Annotated in this window: 18 protein-coding genes; 6 read left to right on the top strand and 12 right to left on the bottom strand. The window is 71.2% G+C overall.

Annotated elements, in window-relative coordinates:
• Positions 1 to 93: 93 nt before the first annotated feature.
• The 3 genes from ACZ56U_RS15515 to ACZ56U_RS15505 all read right to left on the bottom strand — a co-directional run bounded on the left by ACZ56U_RS15515 (position 94) and on the right by ACZ56U_RS15505 (position 5,203).
• Positions 94 to 948, bottom strand: coding sequence for an ABC transporter permease (locus tag ACZ56U_RS15515; RefSeq protein WP_469084526.1), 855 nt, complete (start codon positions 946 to 948; stop codon positions 94 to 96).
• Positions 945 to 3,590: an alpha/beta fold hydrolase gene (locus ACZ56U_RS15510; protein WP_469084525.1), complete on the bottom strand. Its 2,646-nt coding sequence runs from the start codon at positions 3,588 to 3,590 to the stop codon at positions 945 to 947. The genes ACZ56U_RS15515 and ACZ56U_RS15510 overlap by 4 nt, the downstream gene beginning before the upstream one ends.
• Positions 3,591 to 3,811: 221 nt before the next feature.
• Positions 3,812 to 5,203, bottom strand: coding sequence for an APC family permease (locus ACZ56U_RS15505; RefSeq protein WP_469084524.1), 1,392 nt, complete (start codon positions 5,201 to 5,203; stop codon positions 3,812 to 3,814).
• A gap of 287 nt (positions 5,204 to 5,490) precedes the next feature.
• On the opposite strand from ACZ56U_RS15505, the gene ACZ56U_RS15500 reads away from it, so the two are divergent.
• Positions 5,491 to 6,324 (top strand): SCO4651 family lipoprotein, encoded by an 834-nt coding sequence (locus ACZ56U_RS15500; RefSeq protein ID WP_469084523.1) that lies wholly within the window; start codon positions 5,491 to 5,493, stop codon positions 6,322 to 6,324.
• A 55-nt stretch (positions 6,325 to 6,379) separates the two neighbouring features.
• On the opposite strand, the gene mmsA is transcribed toward ACZ56U_RS15500, so the two are convergent.
• From mmsA to iolC, 5 genes are read right to left on the bottom strand one after another with little or no spacing between them, the layout of a single operon-like run.
• Positions 6,380 to 7,882, bottom strand: a complete 1,503-nt coding sequence (gene mmsA, locus ACZ56U_RS15495; protein ID WP_469084522.1) for a CoA-acylating methylmalonate-semialdehyde dehydrogenase — start codon at positions 7,880 to 7,882, stop codon at positions 6,380 to 6,382.
• 14 nt (positions 7,883 to 7,896) lie between these two features.
• A complete protein-coding gene (gene iolD / locus ACZ56U_RS15490) occupies positions 7,897 to 9,774 on the bottom strand; it encodes a 3D-(3,5/4)-trihydroxycyclohexane-1,2-dione acylhydrolase (decyclizing) (RefSeq protein WP_469084521.1) in 1,878 nt (625 codons plus the stop codon).
• A complete protein-coding gene (gene iolB, locus ACZ56U_RS15485; protein ID WP_469084520.1) occupies positions 9,771 to 10,586 on the bottom strand; it encodes a 5-deoxy-glucuronate isomerase in 816 nt (271 codons plus the stop codon). Before iolB ends, iolD begins: the two co-directional genes overlap by 4 nt.
• A gap of 7 nt (positions 10,587 to 10,593) precedes the next feature.
• Entirely contained in the window at positions 10,594 to 11,475 is an 882-nt protein-coding gene (locus tag ACZ56U_RS15480; protein WP_469084519.1) for a Cgl0159 family (beta/alpha)8-fold protein, read from the bottom strand.
• Positions 11,472 to 12,422, bottom strand: coding sequence for a 5-dehydro-2-deoxygluconokinase (gene iolC, locus ACZ56U_RS15475; protein ID WP_469084518.1), 951 nt, complete (start codon positions 12,420 to 12,422; stop codon positions 11,472 to 11,474). The genes ACZ56U_RS15480 and iolC overlap by 4 nt, the downstream gene beginning before the upstream one ends.
• A 126-nt stretch (positions 12,423 to 12,548) precedes the next feature.
• On the opposite strand from iolC, the gene ACZ56U_RS15470 reads away from it, so the two are divergent.
• The 3 genes from ACZ56U_RS15470 to ACZ56U_RS15460 all read left to right on the top strand — a co-directional run bounded on the left by ACZ56U_RS15470 (position 12,549) and on the right by ACZ56U_RS15460 (position 14,728).
• On the top strand, positions 12,549 to 13,466 hold the full coding sequence (locus ACZ56U_RS15470; RefSeq protein ID WP_469084673.1) for a sugar phosphate isomerase/epimerase family protein: 918 nt from the start codon (positions 12,549 to 12,551) through the stop codon (positions 13,464 to 13,466).
• A gap of 376 nt (positions 13,467 to 13,842) precedes the next feature.
• Positions 13,843 to 14,043 (top strand): helix-turn-helix transcriptional regulator, encoded by a 201-nt coding sequence (locus ACZ56U_RS15465; protein ID WP_020116516.1) that lies wholly within the window; start codon positions 13,843 to 13,845, stop codon positions 14,041 to 14,043.
• Positions 14,044 to 14,161: 118 nt separating this feature from the next.
• Positions 14,162 to 14,728 carry a GNAT family N-acetyltransferase gene (locus ACZ56U_RS15460; protein ID WP_469084517.1) on the top strand — a complete coding sequence of 189 codons (567 nt, stop codon included), beginning with the start codon at positions 14,162 to 14,164 and terminating at the stop codon, positions 14,726 to 14,728.
• On the opposite strand, the gene ACZ56U_RS15455 is transcribed toward ACZ56U_RS15460, so the two are convergent.
• Positions 14,709 to 15,752, bottom strand: a complete 1,044-nt coding sequence (locus tag ACZ56U_RS15455; protein WP_469084516.1) for a zinc-dependent alcohol dehydrogenase family protein — start codon at positions 15,750 to 15,752, stop codon at positions 14,709 to 14,711. The genes ACZ56U_RS15460 and ACZ56U_RS15455 overlap by 20 nt on opposite strands.
• Positions 15,753 to 15,932: 180 nt before the next feature.
• On the opposite strand from ACZ56U_RS15455, the gene ACZ56U_RS15450 reads away from it, so the two are divergent.
• Together ACZ56U_RS15450 and ACZ56U_RS15445 are read left to right on the top strand one after the other, a co-directional pair.
• Positions 15,933 to 16,172: a heavy-metal-associated domain-containing protein gene (locus tag ACZ56U_RS15450; RefSeq protein ID WP_391235707.1), complete on the top strand. Its 240-nt coding sequence runs from the start codon at positions 15,933 to 15,935 to the stop codon at positions 16,170 to 16,172.
• Between the two features lie 119 nt (positions 16,173 to 16,291).
• Positions 16,292 to 18,511 carry a heavy metal translocating P-type ATPase gene (locus ACZ56U_RS15445; protein ID WP_469084515.1) on the top strand — a complete coding sequence of 740 codons (2,220 nt, stop codon included), beginning with the start codon at positions 16,292 to 16,294 and terminating at the stop codon, positions 18,509 to 18,511.
• Positions 18,512 to 19,122: 611 nt separating this feature from the next.
• Here ACZ56U_RS15445 and ACZ56U_RS15440 read toward each other — a convergent pair.
• The 3 genes from ACZ56U_RS15440 to ACZ56U_RS15430 form a co-directional block, all read right to left on the bottom strand.
• Positions 19,123 to 20,412 (bottom strand): citrate synthase, encoded by a 1,290-nt coding sequence (locus ACZ56U_RS15440; RefSeq protein WP_266826777.1) that lies wholly within the window; start codon positions 20,410 to 20,412, stop codon positions 19,123 to 19,125.
• 233 nt (positions 20,413 to 20,645) lie between these two features.
• The gene (gene recD2, locus ACZ56U_RS15435) at positions 20,646 to 22,910 is read right to left on the bottom strand and encodes an SF1B family DNA helicase RecD2 (RefSeq protein ID WP_469084514.1); all 2,265 of its coding nucleotides are present in this window, start codon (positions 22,908 to 22,910) and stop codon (positions 20,646 to 20,648) included.
• A 53-nt stretch (positions 22,911 to 22,963) separates the two neighbouring features.
• Positions 22,964 to 23,329 carry a cupin domain-containing protein gene (locus tag ACZ56U_RS15430; protein WP_469084513.1) on the bottom strand — a complete coding sequence of 122 codons (366 nt, stop codon included), beginning with the start codon at positions 23,327 to 23,329 and terminating at the stop codon, positions 22,964 to 22,966.
• Positions 23,330 to 23,474: the final 145 nt, after the last annotated feature.

Raw genomic sequence — 23,474 nt, 5'->3', positions numbered from 1 at the left:
GGGGCCGGAACGTGCGCTACGAAGCGTTGCGGAAGCGTCTCGATGAGGCCACGGAGCAGGCCTGTCGAGACCGGTAGGTGATCTTCCGTTGACCTAGGAGACCACGTCCTTGCGGGCGAAACCGCGGAAGGCCAGGGCGAACAGCACGAGGGCGTACGTTATCGAGACCGCGGTGCCCTGGATCATGCCGGACCACTCGGGGGTGGGCTGGACGGCGTCCGCCCAGGCGAACTGCCAGTGCGCGGGCAGGAAGTGGCGCCAGTCGCCGAGGGCGGTCACGGCGTCCAGGACGTTGCCGACGATGGTCAGGCCGACCGCGCCGCCGACCGCGCCGAGGGGGGCGTCGGTCTTGGTGGAGAGCCAGAACGCGAGCCCGGCGGTGACCAGTTGGGACACGAAGATGAAAGCGACGACGATCACGAGCCGTCCCGCGGCGGTGCCCGGGGCGAGCGAGCCGCCGGTGGGCAGTTCCAGCGGTCCCCAGCCGTAGGCGGCCGTGCCGACGGCGAGGGCGACGACCGGGAGCAGGATCATCGCGGCCAGGCTGAGGGCGAGGCCGATGACGAGCTTGGACCACAGCAGGCGGGCCCGGGGCACGGGGGCCGCGAGCAGGTAGCGCAGGGAGGACCAGCCGGCCTCCGAGGCGACCGTGTCCCCGCAGAACAGGGCGACCGGGATGACCAGCAGGAAGCCCGCCGAGACGAACAGGTTGACCGCGGCGAAGTTGGCGCCGGACGCGGTCGCCGTGTCCATCAGGGAGACCGTGTCGTTGCGGCCGCCGGGCTCGCCGCCGATGGCGAAGGCGATGAGCAGGACGAAGGGCAGGGCGGCGAGGATGCCGCCCATCACCAGCGTGCGGCGGCGCTTGAGCTGGCGGGCCAGCTCGACGCGCAGCGGCAGCGTACGGCCTGCCCGGTAGCCGGAGGCCGTCTCGGTCAGGGTGCTCACGCGGCACCTCCGATCAGGGTGAGGAAGGCGTCCTCCAGGCGGCGGTGCGGGCCGACGGACCGGACGGGCACTTCGAGGCGGACCAGTTCGGTGATCAGGCGCTGGGCGCTGCCGTCGACGTCCAGGCGGACCAGGATCCCGTCGTCGGTACGGACCGCCGAGGCGATGCCCGCCAGCGCCGCCACCTTCTCGACGACCGGTTCCTCGACGGGTGTGGCCGTGCCCACCAGCAGGGTGTCGCCGGAGCCGACGATCTCGGCGACCGGGCCGGCCTGGACGAGCCGGCCGCGGTCCATGACCACGAGGTGGGTGCAGGTCTGCTCGACCTCCGACAGCAGGTGGCTGGAGACGATCACCGTGCGCCCGGCGGCCGCGTAGCGGATCATCACCTCGCGCATCTCGCGGATCTGCGGCGGGTCCAGGCCGTTGGTGGGTTCGTCGAGGATGAGCAGGTCCGGCAGGCCGAGCATGGCCTGGGCGATGGCGAGGCGCTGGCGCATGCCCTGGGAGTAGGTGCGGACCGCGCGGGCGAGCGCGTCGCCGAGACCGGCGATCTCCAGCGCCTCCTCCAGGTGGGCGTCCTCGGCCGGGCGGCCGGTGGCCCGCCAGTACAGCTCCAGGTTGTCGCGGCCCGAGAGGTGCGGCAGGAAGCCCGCGCCCTCGACGAAGGAGCCGACCCGGGACAGGACCGGGGCGCCGGGGCGGATGGCGTGGCCGAAGACCCGGATCTCGCCGCCGTCCGGCTTGATCAGGCCCATCAGCATGCGCAGGCTGGTGGTCTTGCCGGCGCCGTTCGGGCCGAGGAGGCCCAGCACCTGGCCCTTCTCGACGCGGAAGGAGAGGTCGCGGACGCTGTAACGGTCGCCGCCCGCGTACTTCTTGCTCAGGTCCGTGATCTGGAGCGGGACGTCGGCGAGCGCCGGGTCCGGGGCGGGGCCGGCCGTGCGGCGGCGGCCCGTCAGGAGCAGGGCCAGCGCGATCAGGGCGCCCGCGAGGGGCAGCCACCAGACCCAGGAGGGCAGCGGGGCGGCCGCGGTGGAGAGGCCGGGGGCCGTCGGTACCTCCAGGTCGCCCTTCAGGGAGACGGTGTACGTCGCCGGGGTCACCGGGGAGGCGTAGCCGAGGTCCGTGGAGGCGAGGACCAGGCGCAGGCGGTGGCCCTTGTCGATCTCGTGGTCGATCGCCGGGAGGGTGAGCGTCACGTCCTTGCCGGCCTTGGCGCCCTCGACCCGCAGCGGCGCCACCAGCTGGGACGGGAGCACCTGCCGGGTGCCGCCGGGGCCGACGTCGTAGACCTTGGCGAACAGGACGGCGTCCTCGGTGGTGGACCTCACGTGGACGGTGGCCGTCGGGGTGCCGGTGACGCGGAGGTCGTCGCGGACCGGGGCGGAGTCGAAGCGGGCGTACTGGCCGGGGAAGTCGAGGGAGACGCCGACGCCGAGCGCGGAGAGCTGGGCGAGGCCTCCCGTGCCGCCGAGTCCGGGGAGGGCGGAGACGGCCGGGGGGTTGGCGCCGGCCGGGTTGGCGAAGCTCTGCTCGCGGCCGGTCAGGGCGATGGCCTTGCGGCCGCTTCGCAGGCCGGGGTAGGTGTCGTCGCCGGCGCTGCGCAGCTGGGCGGCGCCGTCGGTGGAGTCGACGCCTCCGGTGCGGGTGACGCGGAAGGCCGGGCCGGTGTCGGTCCCGGGTTCCTTCTTGAGCCAGCGGTCGAACCAGGACTCCACGCGGGATTGGACGCGGCTCGTCTCCATGTCGCCGCCGTCGTGGCCGCCGGCGATCCAGTCGACGTCCACGGGGGCGCCGTTGGCCTTGATCGCCCGGGCGGCTGCGTCGGCCTGGTCGAGGGGGAAGAGGGAGTCGCTCTGGCCCTGGATCAGCAGGGTCGGGACCTTGATCCGGTCGCCGACGGCGGCGGGCGAGCGTTCCTGGAGCATCTTCTCGGCGGCGGTGTCCGGGGTGCCGGACTCGGCGACGCGCTGGTACATCGCGCAGATCTCCGGCTCGAACTTGTCGCAGCCGCCCGCGGTGTTGACGAAGACGCCGGCCCAGAGCTTCTTGAGGACACCGTTCGGGAAGAGGGCGTCGGAGAGGTTCCAGTAGGTGATCGCCGGGGCGATGGCGTCGACGCGGGCGTCGTGACCGGCGGCGAGCAGGGCGATCGCGCCGCCGTAGGAGGCGCCCGCCATGCCGACGCGGGGGTCGCCCGCCTTGTCGAGCTGGACCGTGGGCTGCCTCGCCAGCCAGTCGATCAGCTTCGAGACGTCGGCGACCTCGGCGTCGGGGCCGTTGAGGCCGACCTTGCCGGTGGACCTGCCGAAGCCGCGGGCGGACCAGGTGAGGACCGCGTAGCCGTCCCGGGCGAGGGACTCGGCCTGGTCGCGTACGTCGTCCTTGCTGCCGCCGAAGCCGTGGCCGAGGAGGACGGCGGGGTGCCTGCCGGCGGCTTCGGGGGTGAAGTACGAGGTGTCGATGTGTACCCCGTTCACCGCCATGACCCGGTCCGCGCGGTGCACCGGGGGCGCGTCGTCGGCTGCGACGGCCGTCCATGTACCGGCGCCCGCGAGGACGGCGACGGAGGCCGCGGCGGCGATCCACCGCCGCGGCCTCCGGGGGCGCCCTCGCAGTCCGGGGGGTCGAAGATCCATGGTTCAACGGTACGGGGTGAAACTGTCGGGGAGTTGTCGACCGGAGGCTGAACCGGGCACCTCCCGTGGGGGTGTGCCGAGGGGTTCGTGTACCGCGTTCGCTGTACGGTCTGGAGCTCGGTCCGGTCCGTCAGGTGCCGGGGGCGGCTCCGTTGCGGCTGGTCGCGCCCGCGCGGCGGAGCCGCACATCGGCACAGCCCCGCGCCCCTGGAGGGGCGGCGCTACTCCCCCGTCGGGATCGAGACCAGCCACCGCGTGTCCTTGCGCGGGCGGAGGTACAGCGCCCAGTACAGGGTCGCCGCCGCGGTGATGCCGCCCGTCCAGAGCAGGTACGACGTCTCCTGCTGGGTCAGGATGTACGTCAGGACCGCGATCAGGAGGACCGGCGCCGCCGGCCACAGGGGCATGCGCCAGGCGGCGGAGTGCTGGTGGCGGCCCTTGCGGGAGAGCAGGGCGGCCACCGCGACCAGGAGGTACATGCCGGTCACCGAGACGCCCGTGATGCCGTACAGGGTGTCCAGGTCGACGAAGCAGAGGGCGGCGCCGGGGATGCCGACGGCGAGGGTGGCGACCCAGGGGGAGCCGAAGCGGCCGAGCCGGGCGAAGAGGGTGTTGACCGGGGTGGGCCAGGCCTGGTCGCGGGCCGAGGCGAACAGGACGCGGGAGTTCTGGATGACCATGACGATGCCGGCGTTGATGATCGCGAGGGCCACGCAGAGGCTGACGAAGGTGCCGACGGCGGAGTTGGACCAGGTGGTGACCATCGTGCCGATGTCGCCGCCGGTCAGCTCCGTGAGGTCCTTGGCGCCCAGGGTGATCGCGATCACCGGGACCAGGATGATCACGGAGGAGATGGCCAGGGTGGCGAGGACCGTGCGGGCGACGTTGCGGCGCGGGTTCTCCAGCTCCTCCGAGAGGTAGACGGCGGTGGAGAAGCCCTGGGTGACGAAGAGCGCGATCGCCAGGCCCGACACGATCAGCATCGCCGTGACCGTGTCCGTGTGAGCGTCCGCGCCGGCCACCTCCAGGGAGAGGAGGCTGTCCGCGCCCCGCTCGCTGTGGGCGAAGCCCAGGACCGCGACGACGGCCGCCGCCACCACCTCCAGGACCAGGAAGACGCCGGTGATCCAGGCGTTGGCGCGCAGGTCGAGCAGGCCGGCGAGGGTGGCGAGGAGCATGACGCCGGCGCCCGCCAGGGACGCGTCGAGGTGGACGACCGGGGCGAGGTAGTCCGCGGTGCCCATCGCGATCACCGGCGGGACGATCATCACGACCAGGAGGGAGAGGACGAAGACCAGCCAGCCCGCCAGGCGTCCGGCCATCGTCGAGACCATCGCGTACTCGCCGCCCGCGCTGGGGATGAGGGTGCCCAGCTCGCAGTAGCAGAACGCGACGGCGACACAGAGCAGGGAGCCGATGGCGATCGTCAGGGCGGTGGCGGTGCCGAGCGAGCCGAACAGGTCCGGGACGACGACGAAGAGGGTGGAGGCGGGGGTCACGCAGGAGAGGGTGAGGAGGGTGCCGCCGACGACTCCGATGGAGCGCCTGAGCTGGTGGGGACTGTCGGGCGCCTCGGGGAGGGCGGCCTCGGCAGGGCGGAGCGTGTCGGTCATGCGGCGGTTCCGATCGACTTGTGCGACAGCGAACGTCGTGCAGCGGTTGCGGCATGGAACCCCGACGAAAACTATTGCGTCAATGGGTACTTACCTACGGAATCAGTAGATCAGCAGCCTCTTGGCGGTCGGATACGACACTCAAACCCTTTCGCCTACCTGCCCTTGGGGCCTACGGGAACCGCACCGGGTGCGGCGAAAAAATCTCGTCGCTGGACTGTCGGTGGCGCCCGCTACAGTCATGTCGCACAGCACTCACATACGAATCACAGCTATGGGTGGGGATCATGCAGCTGAAGCACACCGCTGCCTGGGTGGGGCTCACGGCGGCGGCGCTGGTGGCGACGACCGCGTGCGGGGCGGAGTCCGTGAAGCAGGCGGCCGAGACGGTCGACAAGACCGACGCGATCATGGCGGCGCTCACCCGGGCGACCGACCGCACCGAACAGCTCGGCTCGGCCGAGATCAAGATGACGACCGACCTGGGCACCGGCACGCCGGTCGTCATGAACGGCACGTACTCGTGGGGCGACGGCATGGCCTACGACGTCCAGATGGACACCGTGGCGGCGCAGATGCAGACCGTGCAGGACGACCCGACGATCCACTGTCTGCTCGTCGACGGCGTGTACTACTACGACGTCGACCCGCAGGCCTCGGGCCCGCTCCAGGGCAAGGAGTGGATGAAGGTCGACGCCTCCGCCGTGCTCGGCGAGAGCGGCGCCGCGGCGATGAGCGGGGGCGGCGCCGGCAACCCGACGGCCTCGATGAAGGGCCTCAAGTACGCCAACGACGTCGACGACCTCGGCTCGCAGACCATCGACGGGCAGAAGACGACCCACTACCGGGCCGTGATCGACCAGTCGCAGATGGGCAAGTTCAAGGACGCCTACTCCGGCGAGGACAGCCTGCTGAGCTCGATGACCGGCGGCGCCGACTCCATCACCATGGACGTCTGGCTGAACGACAAGGACCTGCCCGTCCGGCTGAAGCAGGTCATGGGCAAGATCACGGCCACCATGGACTTCTCCGAGTTCGGCGCCACCGCCGAGGTCAAGGCCCCGCCGGCCGCGGAGACCGCCGACATGACCCAGGCCCTCAAGGACTCCCAGGGGCAGTGAGACGGCACGACTGAGCCCGGGCACCCCCAGCGGGGTGCCCGGGCTCGTCAGTCGCTCAGTGGTTGCGCGGGAAGCCCAGGTCCACGCCCGCCGGGGCGTCGGCGGGGTCCGGCCAGCGGGTCGTGACGACCTTGCCGCGGGTGTAGAAGTGGGTGCCGTCGTTGCCGTAGATGTGGTGGTCGCCGAAGAGCGAGTCCTTCCAGCCACCGAAGCTGTGGTAGCCGACGGGAACCGGGATCGGGACGTTCACGCCGACCATGCCGGCCTCGACCTCCAGCTGGAAGCGGCGGGCGGCGCCGCCGTCCCGGGTGAAGATCGCGGTGCCGTTGCCGAAGGGGGAGGCGTTGATCAGCGCCAGGCCCTCCTCGTAGGTGTCCACGCGCAGGACACTCAGCACCGGGCCGAAGATCTCGTCCTGGTAGGCCTTCGCCGTGGTCGGCACCTTGTCGAGGAGCGAGATGCCGATCCAGTGGCCGTCCTCGAAGCCCTCCACGGTGTGGCCGGTGCCGTCCAGGACGACCTCGGCGCCTTCCGCGGCGGCGCCCTCGACGTAGGAGGCGACCTTGTCGCGGTGGACCTTGGTGATGAGCGGGCCCATCTCGGAGGCCGGGTCGTTGCCGGGACCGATCTTGATCTTCTCGGCGCGCTCGCGGATCTTGTCCACCAGCTCGTCGCCGATCGCGCCGACCGCGACCACGGCGGAGATCGCCATGCAGCGCTCGCCGGCCGAGCCGTAGGCCGCCGACACGGCCGCGTCCGCCGCCGCGTCGAGGTCGGCGTCCGGGAGGACCAGCATGTGGTTCTTGGCGCCGCCGAGCGCCTGGACGCGCTTGCCGTTGGCGGAGGCCGTGGTGTGGATGTAGCGGGCGATCGGGGTCGAGCCGACGAAGGAGACGGCCTTGACGTCCGGGTGCTCCAGGAGGCGGTCCACGGCCACCTTGTCGCCGTGGACGACGTTGAAGACGCCGTCGGGCAGACCGGCCTCGGCCAGCAGCTCGGCGATCTTGATCGAGGCCGACGGGTCCTTCTCGGACGGCTTCAGGACGAAGGTGTTGCCGGTCGCGATGGCGATCGGGAACATCCACATCGGCACCATGGCCGGGAAGTTGAACGGCGTGATGCCCGCGACGACACCGAGCGGCTGGCGGATGGAGGCTACGTCCACCCGGCTGGCGACCTCGGTGGACAGCTCGCCCTTCAGCTGCACGGTGATCCCGCACGCCAGGTCCACGATCTCCAGGCCGCGCGCGACCTCGCCGAGGGCGTCGGAGTGCACCTTGCCGTGCTCGGCGGTGATCAGCTCCGCGAGCGCGTCCCGGTTCGCCTCCAGCAGCGCCCGGAACCTGAACAGGATCGTGGTCCGCTTGGCCAGCGAGGACGTGCCCCAGGTCGCGAACGCGTCCTTGGCGGCGGCGACCGCGGAGTCCACCTCCTCGACCGAGGCGAACGCGACCTTCGTGGTGACCGCGCCGGTCGCCGGGTCGGTGACCGGCCCGTAGGTGCCCGACGCGCCGTCGACGGTCTTGCCGCCGATCCAGTGGTTGACGATCTTCGTCATGCCCAGTTGCTCCTTCACAGATGGCGGCGTCGGGTTGAGACGTGCCGGTCGTACTCCTCGCGGGCCTTCACCGCAGACGGTCGGGTCGCGGTCTCGGCCACAGGTACATCCCACCAGGCTTGCGCCGGAGGCGCGCCCGACACTGTGTCTGCCGTTTCGGTCTCGACGTAGACACATGTGGGAGTGTCCGCCGCGCGTGCCTGAGCGAGGGCCTCGCGCAGGTCACTCACGGTCTTCGCGCGCAGAACGCGCATGCCCAGGCTGGCCGCGTTGGCGGCCAGGTCCACCGGGAGCGGGGCCCCGGTGTAGGTGCCGTCGTCCGACCGGTAGCGGTAGGCGGTGCCGAACCGCTCACCGCCCACCGACTCCGACAGCCCGCCGATCGAGGCGTACCCGTGGTTCTGGATGAGCAGCATCTTGATCGCGACGCCCTCCTGGACGGCGGTCACGATCTCGGTCGGCATCATCAGATAGGTGCCGTCACCGACCAGCGCCCAGACGTTGCGCTCGGGGGCGGCCATCTTCACGCCGATCGCCGCCGGGATCTCGTAGCCCATGCAGGAGTAGCCGTACTCCAGGTGGTACTGGTCCCGGGAGCGGGCCCGCCACAGCTTGTGCAGGTCGCCGGGGAGCGAGCCGGCCGCGTTGATGATCACGTCGGACTCGTCGACGAGCGCGTCCAGCGCGCCGAGGACCTGCGGCTGCGTCGGGCGCAGGTCGGGCTCCTCGGCCTCGTAGCAGGCGTCGACCCGGTGCTCCCAGCGGTCCTTGTCCTCGCGGTACTCGCGGACGTACTCGTCGCCGACCCGGTACCCGTGCGTGCGCAGGGCCGCGGTCAGCTCGGCCAGGCCGCTGCGCGCGTCCGCGACGAGGGGCTGCCCAGCAAGCTTGTGGCCGTCGAAGGGCGCGATGTTGAGGTTGAGGAAGCGGACGCCGTCGCCCGCGAAGAGGGTGTGGGAGGCGGTGGTGAAGTCGGTGTAGCGGGTGCCGACGCCGATCACCAGGTCGGCCTGGCGGGCGAGTTCGTTGGCGGTGGCGGTGCCGGTGTGGCCGACGCCGCCGACGTCCTGGGGGTGGTCGAAGCGCAGGGAGCCCTTGCCGGCCTGGGTGGAGGCGACGGGGATGCCGGTGACCTCCGCGAACTCGGCGAGGGCCGCCTCGGCCCGGCTGTGGTGGACGCCGCCGCCCGCGATGACGAGCGGGCGTCGGGCCGCCCGGATCGCCCGTACCGCCTCGGCGAGTTCGGTGGGGTCGGCGCCCGGGCGGCGTACGGCCCAGGTGCGCTCGGCGAAGAACTCCTCGGGCCAGTCGTAGGCCTCGGCCTGGACGTCCTGCGGGAGGGCGAGGGTGACCGCGCCCGTCTCCACCGGGTCGGTGAGGACGCGCATGGCCTGGAGGGCGGCGGGGATCAGGGCCTCGGGGCGCGTCACCCGGTCGAAGTACCTGGACACCGGGCGCAGACAGTCGTTGACGCTGATGTCGCCGGCGTAGGGGGCCTCCAGTTGCTGGAGGACCGGGTCGGCGGCCCGGGTGGCGAAGGTGTCGCCGGGCAGGAGCAGGACCGGGAGGCGGTTGATGGTGGCGAGGGCGGCGCCGGTGACCAGGTTGGTGGCGCCGGGGCCGATGGAGGTCGTCACGGCGTGGGTGGACAGGCGGTTGGACTGCCGCGCGTATCCCACCGCCGCGTGCACCATCGACTGCTCGTTGCGGCCCTGGTGGTAGGGCATGTCGGCGCCGTACTCGACGAGCGCCTGGCCGAGGCCCGCGACATTGCCGTGGCCGAAGATGCCCCAGGTCGCGGAGATCAGCCGCTGCCGTACGCCGTCGCGCTCGGTGTACTGGGCGGCCAGGAAGCGGACCAGCGCTTGCGCGACGGTCAGGCGGGTGGTCATCGGTACCCCTCCGTGTGGTCCGGGTGGAAGCAGATCCGCCACTCCCGGGTCTTCCCCGGTCCCGCCATGACGTTCAGGTAGTACATGTCGTGGTCGGGCTGGGCGATGGACGGCCCGTGCCAGCCGTCGGGGACGAGGACGGCGTCGCCGGACCGGACCTCCGCGAGGACGTCCGATCCGCCCTCGCGGGAGGGGGACACGCGCTGATAGCCGAAACCGTTCGGGCCGTCGATCTCGAAGTAGTAGATCTCCTCCAGCTCCGCCTCTTCGCCGGGCCGGTGCTCGTCGTGCTTGTGGGGCGGGTAGGAGGACCAGTTGCCGCCGGGGGTGATGACCTCGACGGCGATGAGCTTGTCGCAGTCGAAGGCGTCGGCGGAGGCGAAGTTGCGGACGTGGCGCAGCCGGTTGCCGCTGCCACGCTCCTCGGTGGGGACCTCCGGCGCGGGGCCGTAGCGGGCGGGGAGTCGTCGCTCGCACTTCGCTCCTGCCAGGGCGAAGCGGCCTCCCGCGCCGGAGGCGATCGTTGCCCGGGCGTCGCGGGGCACGTACGCGAAGTCGGAGACCGACGCGAACACGCTTTCCCTGCCCAGGAGTTGGAACTCGTTCTCGTCTGCTTGTACGGTACATCCGCCTTCCAGCGGAAGGATGATCCACTCGCTGTCGCCGGTGGTGAACGTGTGAGCGCCGCCTGGCTCCAGCGTGACGACCCGCAGAGCGCAGTAGGTCCAGCCGGCCCGCTTCGGGTCGATGTCCACGGTGTACCGGGCGCTGCTCGAGGCGCCCTGGGGAATGTACAGATCCTTGGTCGTCATCCGGCCCTCACAGCAGTCCTACGGCGGTGTCCACGGCGGCGGCCACGTCACCGTCCGCCGGGTAGAGCAGCGAACGGCCGACCACCAGGCCCTGCACGGTGGGCAGTTGGAGTGCCCCGCGCCACTTCTCGTACGCCCCGTCCTGGTCGTCGCCGACCTCGCCGCCGAGCAGCACCGCGGGGAGCGTGGAGGTGGCCATGACCTCGGCCATGTCGTCGGGGTTCTCGGTGACGGGGACCTTCAGCCAGGTGTAGGCCGAACTGCCGCCCAGACCCGAGGCGATGGCGATGGACCTGGTGACGGCCTCGGCGGAGAGGTCGTTCCTCACCTTGCCCGCTTCGGTGCGGCCGCTGATGAACGGCTCGACGAAGACGGGGAGTCGGCGCGCGGCCATGTCGTCGATGGCGCGGGCGGTGGACTCCAGGGTGGTCAGGGAGCCCGGGTCGTCGTAGTCGATGCGCAGCAGCAGCTTGCCCGCGTCGAAGCCGAGGCGCTCGATGTCCTCGGCGCGGTGGCCGGTGAAGCGGTCGTCCAGCTCGAAGCGGGCACCCTGGAGGCCGCCGCGGTTCATCGAGCCCATGACGACCTTGCCGTCGAGGGCGCCGAGCAGCAGCAGGTCGTCGAGGATGTCGGCGGTGGCGAGGACGCCGTCGACGCCGGGGCGGCTGAGCGCAAGGACGAGCCGTTCCAGCAGGTCGGCGCGGTTGGCCATGGCGAGCTTGCGGTCGCCCACACCGAGGGCGCCGCGGGCCGGGTGGTCGGCGGCGACGATCATCAGACGGCCGTTGTCGCCGAGCAGCGGCCTGCGGGTCCGGCGGGCGGCGGCCTCCGCGACGGCCTCGGGGTGCCGGGTGCGCAGGCGGACGAGTTCGGAGACGTCGACGCTCACTTGACGGCCCCCGCGGCGATCGCGGCTTCGATCTCCCGTGCTGTCGGCATGGCCGAGCTGCACTCCAGCCGGGAGGCGACGATGGCGCCGGCCGCGTTGGCGTGCCGCATGATCTTCTCCAGGTCCCAGCCTTCGAGGAGGCCGTGGCAGAGGGAGCCGCCGAAGGCGTCGCCGGCCCCGAGCCCGTTGAGGACGTCCACCGGGAGCGGCGGGACCTCGGCCTCGTCGCCCTTGCTGTCGACGGCCAGGACGCCCTTGGGGCCCTGCTTGACGATGGCGATCTCGACACCCGCGTCCAGCAGCGCCTGGGCCGCGGCGCGGGGTTCGCGCACGCCGGTCGCGACCTCCACCTCGTCGAGGTTGCCGACCGCGACGGTGGTGTGGCGCAGGGCTTCTTCGTAGAAGGGGCGGGCGGCGGCCGGGTCCCGCCAGAACATGGGGCGCCAGTCGAGGTCGAAGACGGTGGTGCCCGCCTTGGCCCGGTGGGCGAGGGCCGCGAGCGTCGCCGTACGGCTGGGCTCCTCGCTCAGGCCGGTGCCGGTGACCCAGAAGATCCGGGTGTCGTGGATGGCGTCGAGGTCGAGCTCGTGAGCGTCGATCTCCAGGTCCGGGGCCTTGGGCTCGCGGTAGAAGTAGAGCGGGAAGTCGTCCGGCGGGAAGATCTCGCAGAAGACGACCGGGGTGGGCAGCCCGGGGACCGGGGTGACCCAGCGGTCGTCGACGCCGAAGTCCTTCAGCGCCTGGTGGAGGTAGGTCCCGAAGGGGTCGTCACCGGTCCGGGTGATCACCGCGGTACGGCGTCCCAGGCGGGCGGCGGCGACCGCGACGTTGGTGGCCGAGCCGCCGAGGAACTTGCCGAAGGTCTCCACCTGCGGCAGCGGGACGCCCGTCTGCAGCGGATAGATGTCTACTCCGATCCGCCCCATGGTGATCAGGTCGTACGCCATCGAGTTCCCTTCGCATCGACTCTCCCCCGGCTTTGTAGCCTCCGGCCCGGCGCCCTGTCAATGTTTTGTCCAGACATTCGGACCAGACCTTGACAGCGCTTGCTGCCCACCCGGAAGCTGACCGGCATGACGTCGTTGTCACCTCAGCCCTCACTGTCGCGCATCCGGATCGGGTCGGCTCCCGACTCCTGGGGTGTGTGGTTCCCCGACGACCCCCAGCAGGTCCCCTGGCAGCGCTTCCTCGACGAGGTCGCCGACTCCGGCTACGAGTGGATCGAGCTGGGGCCGTACGGGTATCTGCCGACCGACCCCGCGGTCCTCACCGAGGAGGTGCGCCGCCGCGGCCTGCAGGTCTCCGCCGGCACGGTCTTCACCGGACTGCACCACGGCGAGTCGGTCTGGGAGAAGACCTGGGCGCACGTCGCGGACAACGCGGTGCTGGCGCAGGCGATGGGCGCCTCCCATCTCGTGGTGATCCCGTCCTTCTGGCGGGACGACAAGACCGGTGAGGTGCTGGAGCCCGACACGTTGACGCCCGAGCAGTGGCGCGACCTCACCTCGCTGACCGAACGGCTCGGACAGCGGGTCCGGGAGGAGTACGGGCTGCGGATCGTCGTCCACCCGCATGCCGACACCCACATCGACAGCGAGGAGAACGTGGTCCGCTTCCTCGACGGGACGGACTCCTCACTGGTGTCGCTGTGCCTGGACACCGGGCACTACGCGTACTGCGGCGGCGACAGCGTCAAGCTGATCGAGACCTACGGCTCGCGGATCGGGTATCTGCACCTCAAGCAGGTGGACCCGGAGATCCTCGCCGACGTACGGGCCAAGGGGACGCCGTTCGGGCCGGCCGTGGCGCAGGGCGTGATGTGCGAGCCGCCGTCGGGCGTGCCGGCACTGGGACCGGTGCTGGAGGCCGCGCAGAAGCTGGACGTGGACCTGTTCGCCATCGTCGAGCAGGACATGTATCCCTGCGAGCCGGACAAGCCGCTGCCGATCGCACGGCGGACCCGGGCGTTCCTGAGGTCCTGCGGGGCGTAGAGGGCGCCGGTGGGGCGTGGCGCCCGAGGGGGTGCCGGGTTTGGTGCAGGGGCGCGTGCGGGTGGCGCGTGGCTTGTCGCGCGGTTCCCCGCACCCCTGTCGGCGAGGGGCCCTGGGAGCCCCGGGAGCCGCCTGTCAACGCGACTCGCCCGTGCGCCCGCGTGCGCCTTTGCTGCACTCGCGTCACAAACGCCCCCTTCGTGTCACGCATGTCGCGTATACGCGGGTTCTGTGTCACACGCGGTGCACAGGCCCTGACCTGCGGTCACGCTGCGTCGTTCACCGGGCACAGGCTTTGTGATCGCCAGCGCAGCGCCCGGTACCCCCGACGGCCGTTCCCGGCCGCCGCCGCGGTGCGCGCGGGGAGGTGCCACTCATGACCGACCGAAGGCTCTGGTCGTACAAGGAGATCGCGGCGCACATCCGGGTGCAGCCGGACACCGTGCGCTCGTACCGCAAACACGGGCTGCTGCCGCCACCCGACCACGTCGAGGGCGGCAAGCCGTTCTGGTACGCGGACACCGTGCGGGCCTGGGTCGCCTCGCGGCCGGGCAACCGCGGGCGCAGAGAGGACTGACCCACCCTCCCTGCCGGGTCGTGTCGAGCGGGCGCCCTCGGGGCCGTGGCTCGCGGGCACCCGGCGCCCCGCGGAAAACGCCGGGCCGGAAGGAGGCCGGCTCTGGCACAGTCCCGCCATGAGCGACTTCTCCGTCAAACCCGTGCTGGCCGGCGAGAAGACCGTGCTGCGTCCGTTCGTCGAGGCCGACGCCGAGGTCATGTGGGAGATCATCGGTGACGCCGAGGTCCGCCGCTTCACCGGCGACCCGGCCGACGAACTCACCCCGGAACGCCTACGGGCCTGGTACGGCTCCCGCTGTGAGCAGCCCGACCGGCTCGACCTCGCCGTGTGCGACCCCGTCAGCGGTGAGGTCCTCGGCGAGGTCGTGCTCCACGAGTGGGATCCGGCCGCCCGCAGCTGCACCTTCCGCACACTGATCGGGCCGCGAGGGCGCGACCGGGGGGTCGGAACGGAGGCGGTCCGGCTCCTCGTCGGCTACGCCTTCGAGCACCTCGCTCTGCACCGCGTCCAGTTGGAGGCGTACGCCTTCAACCACAGGGCCCTGCGCGTGTACGAGAAGGTCGGCTTCGTACGGGAGGGGCTCCGGCGGGAGACCGAGTTCAAGAACGGCGCCTGGGTCGACGAGGTCGTCATGGGCCTCCTCGACCACGAGTGGGCCGCCCTCACCGCCACGGCTCGATGACCGTCACCCCCGCCCCCGGTGCCGTCCCCATCGCGGCCAGCGCCGCGGGCGCCGCGTCCAGGCCGATCGCGGACGTCACCAGCAGATCGGGCCGCAGGAGACCCGCCCGGACCAGCTCCAGCATCGGCGGGTAGGTGTGGGCGGCCATGCCGTGGCTGCCGAGGAGTTCCAGCTCCAGGGCGATCGCGCGAGCCATCGGGACGGGGGTGGTGCCGGTGGCCGACGGGAGCAGGCCCACCTGGAGGTGACGGCCGCGGCGGCGCAGCGAGTGGACCGAGGCGGCGCAGGTCACGGGTGAGCCGAGGGCGTCCAGCGAGAGGTGGGCGCCGCCGTCGGTCAGGTCACGGACCGCCGCCGCCGTGTCCTCGGTCCGGGACGCGTCCACGCCCTCCACCGCGCCGAAGGTCCGCGCCAGGTCGAGCGCCCGCGGTGACACGTCCACCGCCACCACCCGCGCCCCCGACGCCGCCGCGATCATCACCGCCGACAGCCCGACCCCGCCGCAGCCGTGCACCGCGACCCACTCCCCCGCGGCGACCCTGCCCTGTTGCACGACCGCCCGGAACGCCGTGGCGAACCGGCAGCCCAGCGCCGCCGCGGTGGCGCAGGAGAGGTCGTCGGGGATCCCCACCAGGTTCACGTCCGCGTGGTCCAGGGCCACGTACTGGGCGAAGGAACCCCAGTGCGTGAAGCCGGGCTGGGTCTGGTGCGGGCAGATCTGGTGATCCCCCGCGGCGCAGGTGGGGCAGGTGCCGCAGGCGCAGACGAAGGGGACGGTGACGCGGGCGCCGGGGCGCCAGTGGTTCACCCGGGCGCCGACCGCCTCGATCACACCGGCGAGCTCATGGCCGGGGACGTGCGGGAGCGTGATGTCCGGGTCGTGGCCCTGCCAGCCGTGCCAGTCGCTTCTGCACAGGCCGGTGGCCTCGACCCGTACGACGACACCGTGCGGTGCCGGCCGGGGGTCGGGGAACTCGCTCACCTTGAGCGGCTCACCGTATTGCTCGAACACCACTGCCCGCATGAATCGGCTCTCCCGTCGCTGTTCTTCCGCGGGTACATCGTGGCCGGTCGCGCGCTTCCCCGCGCCCCCTCGAACGGGAGCGGACGCGGACGCGGCACGAGCCCCCTTGGAGAAATACCCCCTAGGGGTATAGGCTGTGCGACACCACAGAACGTCACACACCTCATCGAGGAGAACGACATGAGCGCCCAGACCGACACCCAGGGTTCCGTCACCGCGGTCTACAAGGTGAGCGGAATGAGCTGCGGACACTGCGAGGGCTCCGTGTCCGCCGAGATCTCCGAGATCGCGGGCGTCAGCTCGGTGAAGGCCGTCGCGTCGACCGGCGAGGTCACCGTGGTCTCCGAGGCGGCGCTGGACGAGGCGGCGGTCCGGGCGGCCGTGGACGAGGCCGGGTTCGAGCTCGTCGGCAAGGCCTGACCCGGAGGAGACCGCGAAGCGTCGAGCCGCGACGGGCCGTGCAGCATCCGCGGCACCCTCGTGGCTCGGCGCGCAGTTCCCGCGCCCCTGAAGGGCGCTCCCCCACCCGGAGTACGAAGATGGCCGGCACCCCTCACGCCCCGATGACCCCCACCTCCGAGGTCGAGCTGCTCATCGGCGGGATGACCTGCGCCTCCTGCGCGGCCCGCGTGGAGAAGAAGCTCAACCGGATGGACGGGGTCACCGCCACGGTGAACTACGCCACCGAGAAGGCGAAGGTCACCTACGCCGAGGGGGTCGGGGTCGCCGACCTGATCGCGACGGTCGTGAAGACGGGGTACACCGCCCAGGAACCCGCGCCGCCGCGTGAGGAACCCCCGGACGAGGACCCGGAGTCGGCCGCGCTGCGGCAGCGTCTCGTCGTCAGCGCGCTCCTCGCCGTCCCGGTCGTGCTGCTGTCGATGGTCCCCGCCCTCCAGTTCGACAACTGGCAGTGGCTCGCGCTCACCCTCGCCTCCCCCGTCGTCGTCTGGGGCGGCCTGCCCTTCCACCAGGCCGCCTGGACCAACGCGCGGCACGCCGCGGCCACCATGGACACCCTGGTCTCACTGGGCACACTGGCCGCCTTCGGCTGGTCGCTGTGGGCGCTGTTCCTCGGGGACGCGGGCATGGCGGGCATGAAGGACGAGTTCGCGTTCACCGTCTCCCGCGCGCGGGGCGCCTCGACCATCTATCTCGAAGTGGCCGCAGGGGTCACCGTGTTCATCCTGCTCGGGCGGTATCTGGAGGCCCGTTCCAAGCGCCGCGCGGGGGCGGCGCTGCGGGCGCTGATGGAGCTGGGCGCCAGGGACGTGGCGGTGCTGCGGGAAGGGCGCGAGGTGCGGGTCCCGGTGGACCGGCTGGCGGTCGGGGACCGGTTCGTCGTACGGCCCGGGGAGAAGATCGCCACCGACGGCACCGTCGTCGAGGGCGCCTCCGCCGTGGACGCGTCCATGCTGACGGGCGAGTCGGTGCCGGTGGACGTGGGCGTGGGGTCCGCCGTCGCGGGCGCGACCGTGAACGCCGGCGGGCGGCTCGTCGTGGCGGCCACGCGCGTGGGCGCCGACACGCGGCTCGCGCGGATGGCGAGGCTGGTGGAGGAGGCGCAGAACGGCAAGGCGGAGGTGCAGCGGCTCGCCGACCGGATCTCCGCCGTGTTCGTACCGGCCGTCATCCTCCTCGCCGTCGCCACCTTCGGGGCCTGGCTCGGCCTCACCGGGGACACCGGCGCCGCGTTCACCGCGGCCGTCGCCGTGCTGATCATCGCCTGTCCGTGCGCGCTGGGGCTGGCCACGCCGACCGCGCTGATGGTCGGGACGGGCCGTGGGGCACAGCTGGGCATCCTCATCAAGGGTCCCGAGGTGCTGGAGTCCACGCGCCGCGTCGACACCGTCGTCCTCGACAAGACCGGCACCGTGACCACCGGACGGATGACCCTGCGGGAGGTCCACGCCGCCGAGGGCACCGACGAGAAGCAGCTGCTGCGGCTCGCGGGCGCCCTGGAGCACGCCTCCGAGCACCCCGTGGCCCGGGCGGTCGCGGCCGGCGCCGAGGAGCAAGTCGGGCCGCTGCCGGAGGTCGAGGGGTTCGAGAACGTGCCGGGGCGTGGCGTACGCGGACGCGTGGAGGGCCATGACGTGGCCGTGGGGCGCCTCTACGACGTCCTGCCGCGGGAGTTGGCCCGCGCCAGGGAAGAGGCCGAGAGCGGCGGCTGTACGGCCGTGGTGGTCGGCTGGGACGGCGTGGCGCGCGGTGTGGTGGCCGTCGCCGACGCGGTGAAGGAGACCAGCGCCGAGGCGGTACGGGAGCTGCGGGCGCTGGGGCTGACGCCGGTGCTGCTGACCGGGGACAACCAGGCGGTCGCGGCGGCGGTGGCCCGGCAGGTCGGGATCGAGCGGGTCGTGGCCGAGGTGCTGCCCGAGGACAAGGTCGACGTCGTACGGCGGCTGCGGGACGAGGGCCGGGTCGTCGCGATGGTCGGGGACGGCGTCAACGACGCGGCGGCGCTCGCCACGGCGGACCTGGGACTGGCCATGGGGACGGGGACGGACGCGGCGATCGAGGCGAGCGACCTGACGCTGGTGCGCGGGGACCTGCGGGTGGCCGCCGACGCGATCCGGCTGTCGCGGCGGACGCTGCGCACGATCAAGGGAAACCTCGTATGGGCGTTCGGCTACAACGTGGCCGCGCTGCCGCTGGCCGCCGCGGGACTGCTGAACCCGATGATCGCGGGCGCCGCGATGGCGTTCTCCTCGGTCTTCGTGGTGACGAACAGCCTGCGTCTGCGCGCATTCCGTTGAGGGGCCCCTCTGGAGTCCGGCGCGCCACTCACATAAGCTCTTCACAAGGCTCGCGCATCATCCTTACGCTTGGGTCTCGATCGACGTATCGGGCCCCTTGCGTATTTATCGGACATATGCAAGAGACGCAGATCACAGTGACGTGAACGTAACCATCGAAGGGCTTCGAAGGTCTAAGTTTGCGATGTCAGGCCGCGTCTTGGGGGGCGCATCCTGGCATCTGGGGATGTCTTGGGGGACTTCCTCAGAGATGCGTTGCCGGGACACGTACGCCGGGAAGCTTTGAGCGGCCCTCCCGACCGTGCGCTGTCCCGGCAGATCGCACACAGGAGTAGTACGGCGACTTTTGCTCGTTCTGCTCAACGGCAGTACCAGGCAGTACCAGAAGACAGCGAATTCAGGCGCTGGTCTCTCAGACGCCCGGCCGGATCCCGTGGGGGGAATCCGCACCGGGACATGGGAAGGCGCCCTGGTCGTCGGCCCGTGGGGGGACTGGCGCCGGGGCGCCTTCTTCTTTGCCCGCCCGGGTACGCGCCGCTCCTGCATGCGCCCGGACACACGAAGGCCCCGCACACTCCAGGTGTACGGGGCCCGGTCGCCTCAGAAGCGGATCAGCGCTCTTCGACGGGGACGAAGTCGCGCTCGACCACGCCCGTGTAGATCTGGCGGGGGCGCCCGATGCGGGAGCCGGGCTCCTTGATCATCTCGTGCCACTGGGCGATCCAGCCCGGGAGGCGGCCGAGGGCGAACAGGACCGTGAACATCTCGGTCGGGAAGCCCATGGCCCGGTAGATGAGGCCGGTGTAGAAGTCGACGTTCGGGTAGAGGCTGCGCGAGACGAAGTAGTCGTCGGAGAGCGCGTGCTCCTCGAGCTTGAGGGCGATGTCCAGCAGCTCGTCGGACTTGCCCAGCGCCGAGAGGACGTCGTGCGCGGCGGCCTTGATGATCTTCGCGCGCGGGTCGAAGTTCTTGTAGACCCGGTGGCCGAAGCCCATCAGACGGACGCCGTCCTCCTTGTTCTTCACCTTGCGGATGAAGGAGTCGACGTCGCCGCCGGAGGCCTGGATGCCCTCGAGCATCTCCAGCACCGACTGGTTGGCGCCACCGTGCAGCGGGCCCCACAGGGCGGAGATGCCGGCGGAGATCGACGCGAACATGTTCGCCTGGGAGGAGCCCACCAGGCGGACGGTCGACGTCGAGCAGTTCTGCTCGTGGTCGGCGTGCAGGATGAGCAGCTTGTCGAGCGCCGAGACGACGACCGGGTCGAGCTCGTACTCCTGCGCCGGGACCGAGAACGTCATCCGCAGGAAGTTCTCGACGTAACCGAGGTCGTTGCGCGGGTAGACGAACGGGTGACCGATCGACTTCTTGTACGCGTACGCCGCGATGGTCGGAAGCTTGGCGAGCAGCCGGATCGTCGAGAGGTTGCGCTGGTTCTCGTCGAAGGGGTTGTGGCTGTCCTGGTAGAACGTCGACAGGGCGCTGACCACGGACGACAGCATGGCCATCGGGTGCGCGTCGCGCGGGAAGCCGCGGTAGAAGTTCTTGACGTCCTCGTGCAGCAGGGTGTGCTGCGTGATCTCGTTCTTGAACGAGGTGAGCTCGTCGACGGTCGGGAGCTCGCCGTTGATCAGCAGGTAGGCGACCTCCAGGAAGGTGGAGCGCTCGGCCAGCTGCTCGATCGGGTAGCCGCGGTAGCGGAGGATGCCCGCCTCGCCGTCGAGGTAGGTGACGGCGGATTTATAGGCCGCGGTGTTGCCGTAGCCGCTGTCCAGCGTCACCAGACCGGTCTGGGCGCGGAGCTTGCCGATGTCGAAGCCCTTGTCGCCGACGGTGCTGTCGATCACCGGGTAGGTGTACTCGCCATCGCCGTACCGCAGTACTACAGAGTTGTCGCTCACGTCTTCCCTCACCCGACGTTGTGCCTCATCTTCGAGGTTGCCCTGACTGTCTCTACCATCCCCCATTCGGCGCAGGAGAGTGCACTGGGGGTCGACCATTGGGCCTATTGGCGGCACTCAGTGCCGCCAACTTGCCCATCCTGCCCCTCCCGACCCGGTTCCGGAAGGGCTCTGTGACCTTCATGACTCATTTGATCGATCATTTTTCGTGATGCGTGGCACCGCGTCCCGTCTCACCCCCGCAGGGGGCCGGGTGAGAGGCGGAAATCCAGGGCGGTGCAGCGCCGTCCCGCCGACACCGTGCGCACCGCCTGACCGATCGCCTTGCGTGAACCGACGAGCACGACCAGCTTCCTGGCCCGGGTGACCGCCGTGTAGAGCAGGTTCCGTTGAAGCATCATCCATGCTCCGGTGGTGACGGGGATGACCACGGCGGGATATTCACTGCCCTGGGAGCGGTGGATGGTCACCGCGTACGCGTGGGCCAGTTCGTCCAGTTCGTCGAATTCGTACGGCACCTCCTCGTCCTCGTCCGTCAGCACCGTCAGGCGCTGGTCGACCGGGTCGAGCGAGGTGACGACGCCGACGGTGCCGTTGAAGACGCCGTTCTCGCCCTTCTCGTAATTGTTGCGAATCTGGGTGACCTTGTCGCCGACCCGGAACACCCTTCCGCCGAACCGCTTCTCGGGCAGCTCGGGCCGCCCCGGCGTGATGGCCTGCTGCAACAGGCCGTTGAGGGTGCCGGCGCCGGCGGGGCCGCGGTGCATGGGGGCGAGCACCTGGACGTCCCGGCGCGGGTCGAGCCCGAACTTGGCCGGAATTCGCCGAGCGGCGACGTCCACGGTGAGCCGGCCGGCCTCCTCGGTGTCGTCCTCGACGAAGAGGAAGAAGTCCCGCATGCCGTCGGTGAGGGGGTGCTGCCCGGCGTTGATCCGGTGGGCGTTGGTGACGACGCCGGACTGCTGGGCCTGCCGGAACACGCGTGTGAGGCGCACCGCGGGGATCGGGCCGCCGTCGGCGAGCAGGTCGCGCAGGACCTCCCCGGCGCCGACGCTCGGCAACTGGTCCACGTCACCGACGAAGAGCAGATGCGCGCCCGGCGGGACCGCCTTCGCCAGCTTGTTGGCGAGCAGCAGGTCCAGCATGGACGCCTCGTCGACCACGACCAGGTCCGCCTGGAGGGGGCGGTCCCTGTCGTACGCCGCGTCGCCGCCGGGCTTGAGCTCCAGCAGGCGGTGGACGGTGGAGGCCTCGGCGCCGGTGAGCTCGGCCAGGCGCTTGGCGGCGCGTCCGGTGGGCGCGGCGAGGACGACCCGGGCCTTCTTGGCGCGGGCCAGCTCCACGATCGAGCGGACCGTGAAGGACTTGCCGCAGCCGGGGCCGCCGGTGAGGACGGCGACCTTCTCGGTGAGCGCCAGCCTGACCGCGGCCTCCTGCTCGGGGGCGAGGTCGGCACCGGTGCGGCCCTTCAGCCAGGTCAGCGCCTTGTCCCAGGCCACGTCCCGGAAGCCCGGCATGCGGTCCTCGTCGGTGCGCAGGAGGCGCAGCAGCTGGGCGGAGAGGGAGAGTTCGGCGCGGTGGAAGGGGACGAGGTAGATCGCGGTGACGGCCTCGCCGTGCTCGCCGGGGACCTTCTCGCGGACGACACCGGGCTCCTCGCCCTCCTCGGAGGGCTCCGCCAGTTCGGCGAGGCACTCGATGACCAGGCCGGTGTCGACCTGGAGGAGCTTGACCGCGTCGGCGATCAGTTTCTCCTCGGGCAGGTAGCAGTGCCCCTGGTCGGTGGACTGCGACAGGGCGTACTGAAGGCCCGCCTTGACGCGCTCCGGGCTGTCGTGCGGGATGCCGACGGACTGGGCGATCCTGTCGGCGGTGAGGAAGCCGATGCCCCAGACGTCGGAGGCGAGCCGGTAGGGCTGGTTCCTGACGACGGAGATCGAGGCGTCGCCGTACTTCTTGTAGATGCGCACGGCGATGGAGGTGGAGACCTCCACGCTCTGGAGGAAGACCATGACCTCCTTGATCGCCTTCTGCTCCTCCCAGGCGTCGGCGATCTTCTTGGTGCGCTTGGGCCCCAGGCCGGGCACCTCGATCAGCCGCTTGGGCTCCTCCTCGATGATCCGGAGGGTGTCCAGGCCGAAGTGCTGGGTGATGCGGTCGGCGAAGACCGGACCGATGCCCTTGACCAGGCCCGAGCCGAGATAGCGGCGGATTCCCTGGACGGTGGCGGGCAGGACGGTGGTGTAGTTCTCGACGGTGAACTGCTTGCCGTACTGCGGGTGGGAGCCCCAACGGCCCTCCATGCGCAGGGACTCGCCGACCTGGGCGCCGAGCAGCGCGCCGACGACCGTGAGCAGGTCGCCGCCGCCCCGGCCGGTGTCGACACGGGCGACCGTGTAGCCGTTGTCCTCGTTGGCGTACGTGATCCGCTCCAGCACGCCTTCGAGCACGGCGAGCCGGCGTTCGCCGTCGCCCCCGCCCACCGTCTGATTGGCCATGATCCGACGGTACCGCCCGCCACCGACAGCCCCGCCGGGGCCGCGGCCCGCCCCTATCCGGCGTGCTCCTTCACGTAGTTGATCACCGTCTCGAACTCCTCCGTCGGGGAGAACTCCACGAGATCGCAGTCCTCCAGCGCCTCCGGGACGTGGCCGGGGCCCCAGTGGTAGGCCTGGCCCGCCTCGTAGTCCTCCGAGCCCGAGGCCGTGCGGATGCGCACCTTGCCCTTGAGCAGGTAACCCCAGTGCGGGCACTGGCAGGCGTCGTCGGGCATGCCCTTGAGGGCCGGCCCGAGGTCGGTGCCCTGGGGCAGGTGGAAGTAGCCGATCGACATGCCGCCGCCGATGGGCGCCATGCGCAGTTCGATCCCGTCGCCTTCCATCGCGACAGGGACGTCGTTCCGGGCCATGGACGTCATGACTCCTCCGTCTCCGGCCCCGCGGGGCCTGGACGCGACACTCCGCTCCTTCCAGCCTGATCCGCCTGGCCGCCGACCGCGACATCACGATCCGGTCTCGGGGTCTTGTCATCCTCCGTGTAATCGATTCCAATCCTCTACACAC

This window comes from Streptomyces sp. NPDC034103 (assembly GCF_055575395.1).
The sequence above is the reverse complement of the archived record's forward strand: the minus strand, read 5'-3'. Positions and strand labels throughout refer to the sequence as shown.

What these genes read in the sequence shown, in the direction of transcription:
- ACZ56U_RS15510 (WP_469084525.1), bottom strand. Translation starts at nt 3,590, where the DNA reads ATGGATCTTCGACCCCCCGGACTGCGAGGGCGCCCCCGGAGGCCGCGG.
- ACZ56U_RS15505 (WP_469084524.1), bottom strand. Translation starts at nt 5,203, where the DNA reads ATGACCGACACGCTCCGCCCTGCCGAGGCCGCCCTCCCCGAGGCGCCC.
- ACZ56U_RS15500 (WP_469084523.1), top strand. Translation starts at nt 5,491, where the DNA reads ATGCAGCTGAAGCACACCGCTGCCTGGGTGGGGCTCACGGCGGCGGCG.
- mmsA (WP_469084522.1), bottom strand. Translation starts at nt 7,882, where the DNA reads ATGACGAAGATCGTCAACCACTGGATCGGCGGCAAGACCGTCGACGGC.
- iolD (WP_469084521.1), bottom strand. Translation starts at nt 9,774, where the DNA reads ATGACCACCCGCCTGACCGTCGCGCAAGCGCTGGTCCGCTTCCTGGCC.
- iolB (WP_469084520.1), bottom strand. Translation starts at nt 10,586, where the DNA reads ATGACGACCAAGGATCTGTACATTCCCCAGGGCGCCTCGAGCAGCGCC.
- iolC (WP_469084518.1), bottom strand. Translation starts at nt 12,422, where the DNA reads ATGGCGTACGACCTGATCACCATGGGGCGGATCGGAGTAGACATCTAT.
- ACZ56U_RS15470 (WP_469084673.1), top strand. Translation starts at nt 12,549, where the DNA reads ATGACGTCGTTGTCACCTCAGCCCTCACTGTCGCGCATCCGGATCGGG.
- ACZ56U_RS15465 (WP_020116516.1), top strand. Translation starts at nt 13,843, where the DNA reads ATGACCGACCGAAGGCTCTGGTCGTACAAGGAGATCGCGGCGCACATC.
- ACZ56U_RS15460 (WP_469084517.1), top strand. Translation starts at nt 14,162, where the DNA reads ATGAGCGACTTCTCCGTCAAACCCGTGCTGGCCGGCGAGAAGACCGTG.
- ACZ56U_RS15455 (WP_469084516.1), bottom strand. Translation starts at nt 15,752, where the DNA reads ATGCGGGCAGTGGTGTTCGAGCAATACGGTGAGCCGCTCAAGGTGAGC.
- ACZ56U_RS15450 (WP_391235707.1), top strand. Translation starts at nt 15,933, where the DNA reads ATGAGCGCCCAGACCGACACCCAGGGTTCCGTCACCGCGGTCTACAAG.
- ACZ56U_RS15445 (WP_469084515.1), top strand. Translation starts at nt 16,292, where the DNA reads ATGGCCGGCACCCCTCACGCCCCGATGACCCCCACCTCCGAGGTCGAG.
- recD2 (WP_469084514.1), bottom strand. Translation starts at nt 22,910, where the DNA reads ATGGCCAATCAGACGGTGGGCGGGGGCGACGGCGAACGCCGGCTCGCC.
- ACZ56U_RS15430 (WP_469084513.1), bottom strand. Translation starts at nt 23,329, where the DNA reads ATGACGTCCATGGCCCGGAACGACGTCCCTGTCGCGATGGAAGGCGAC.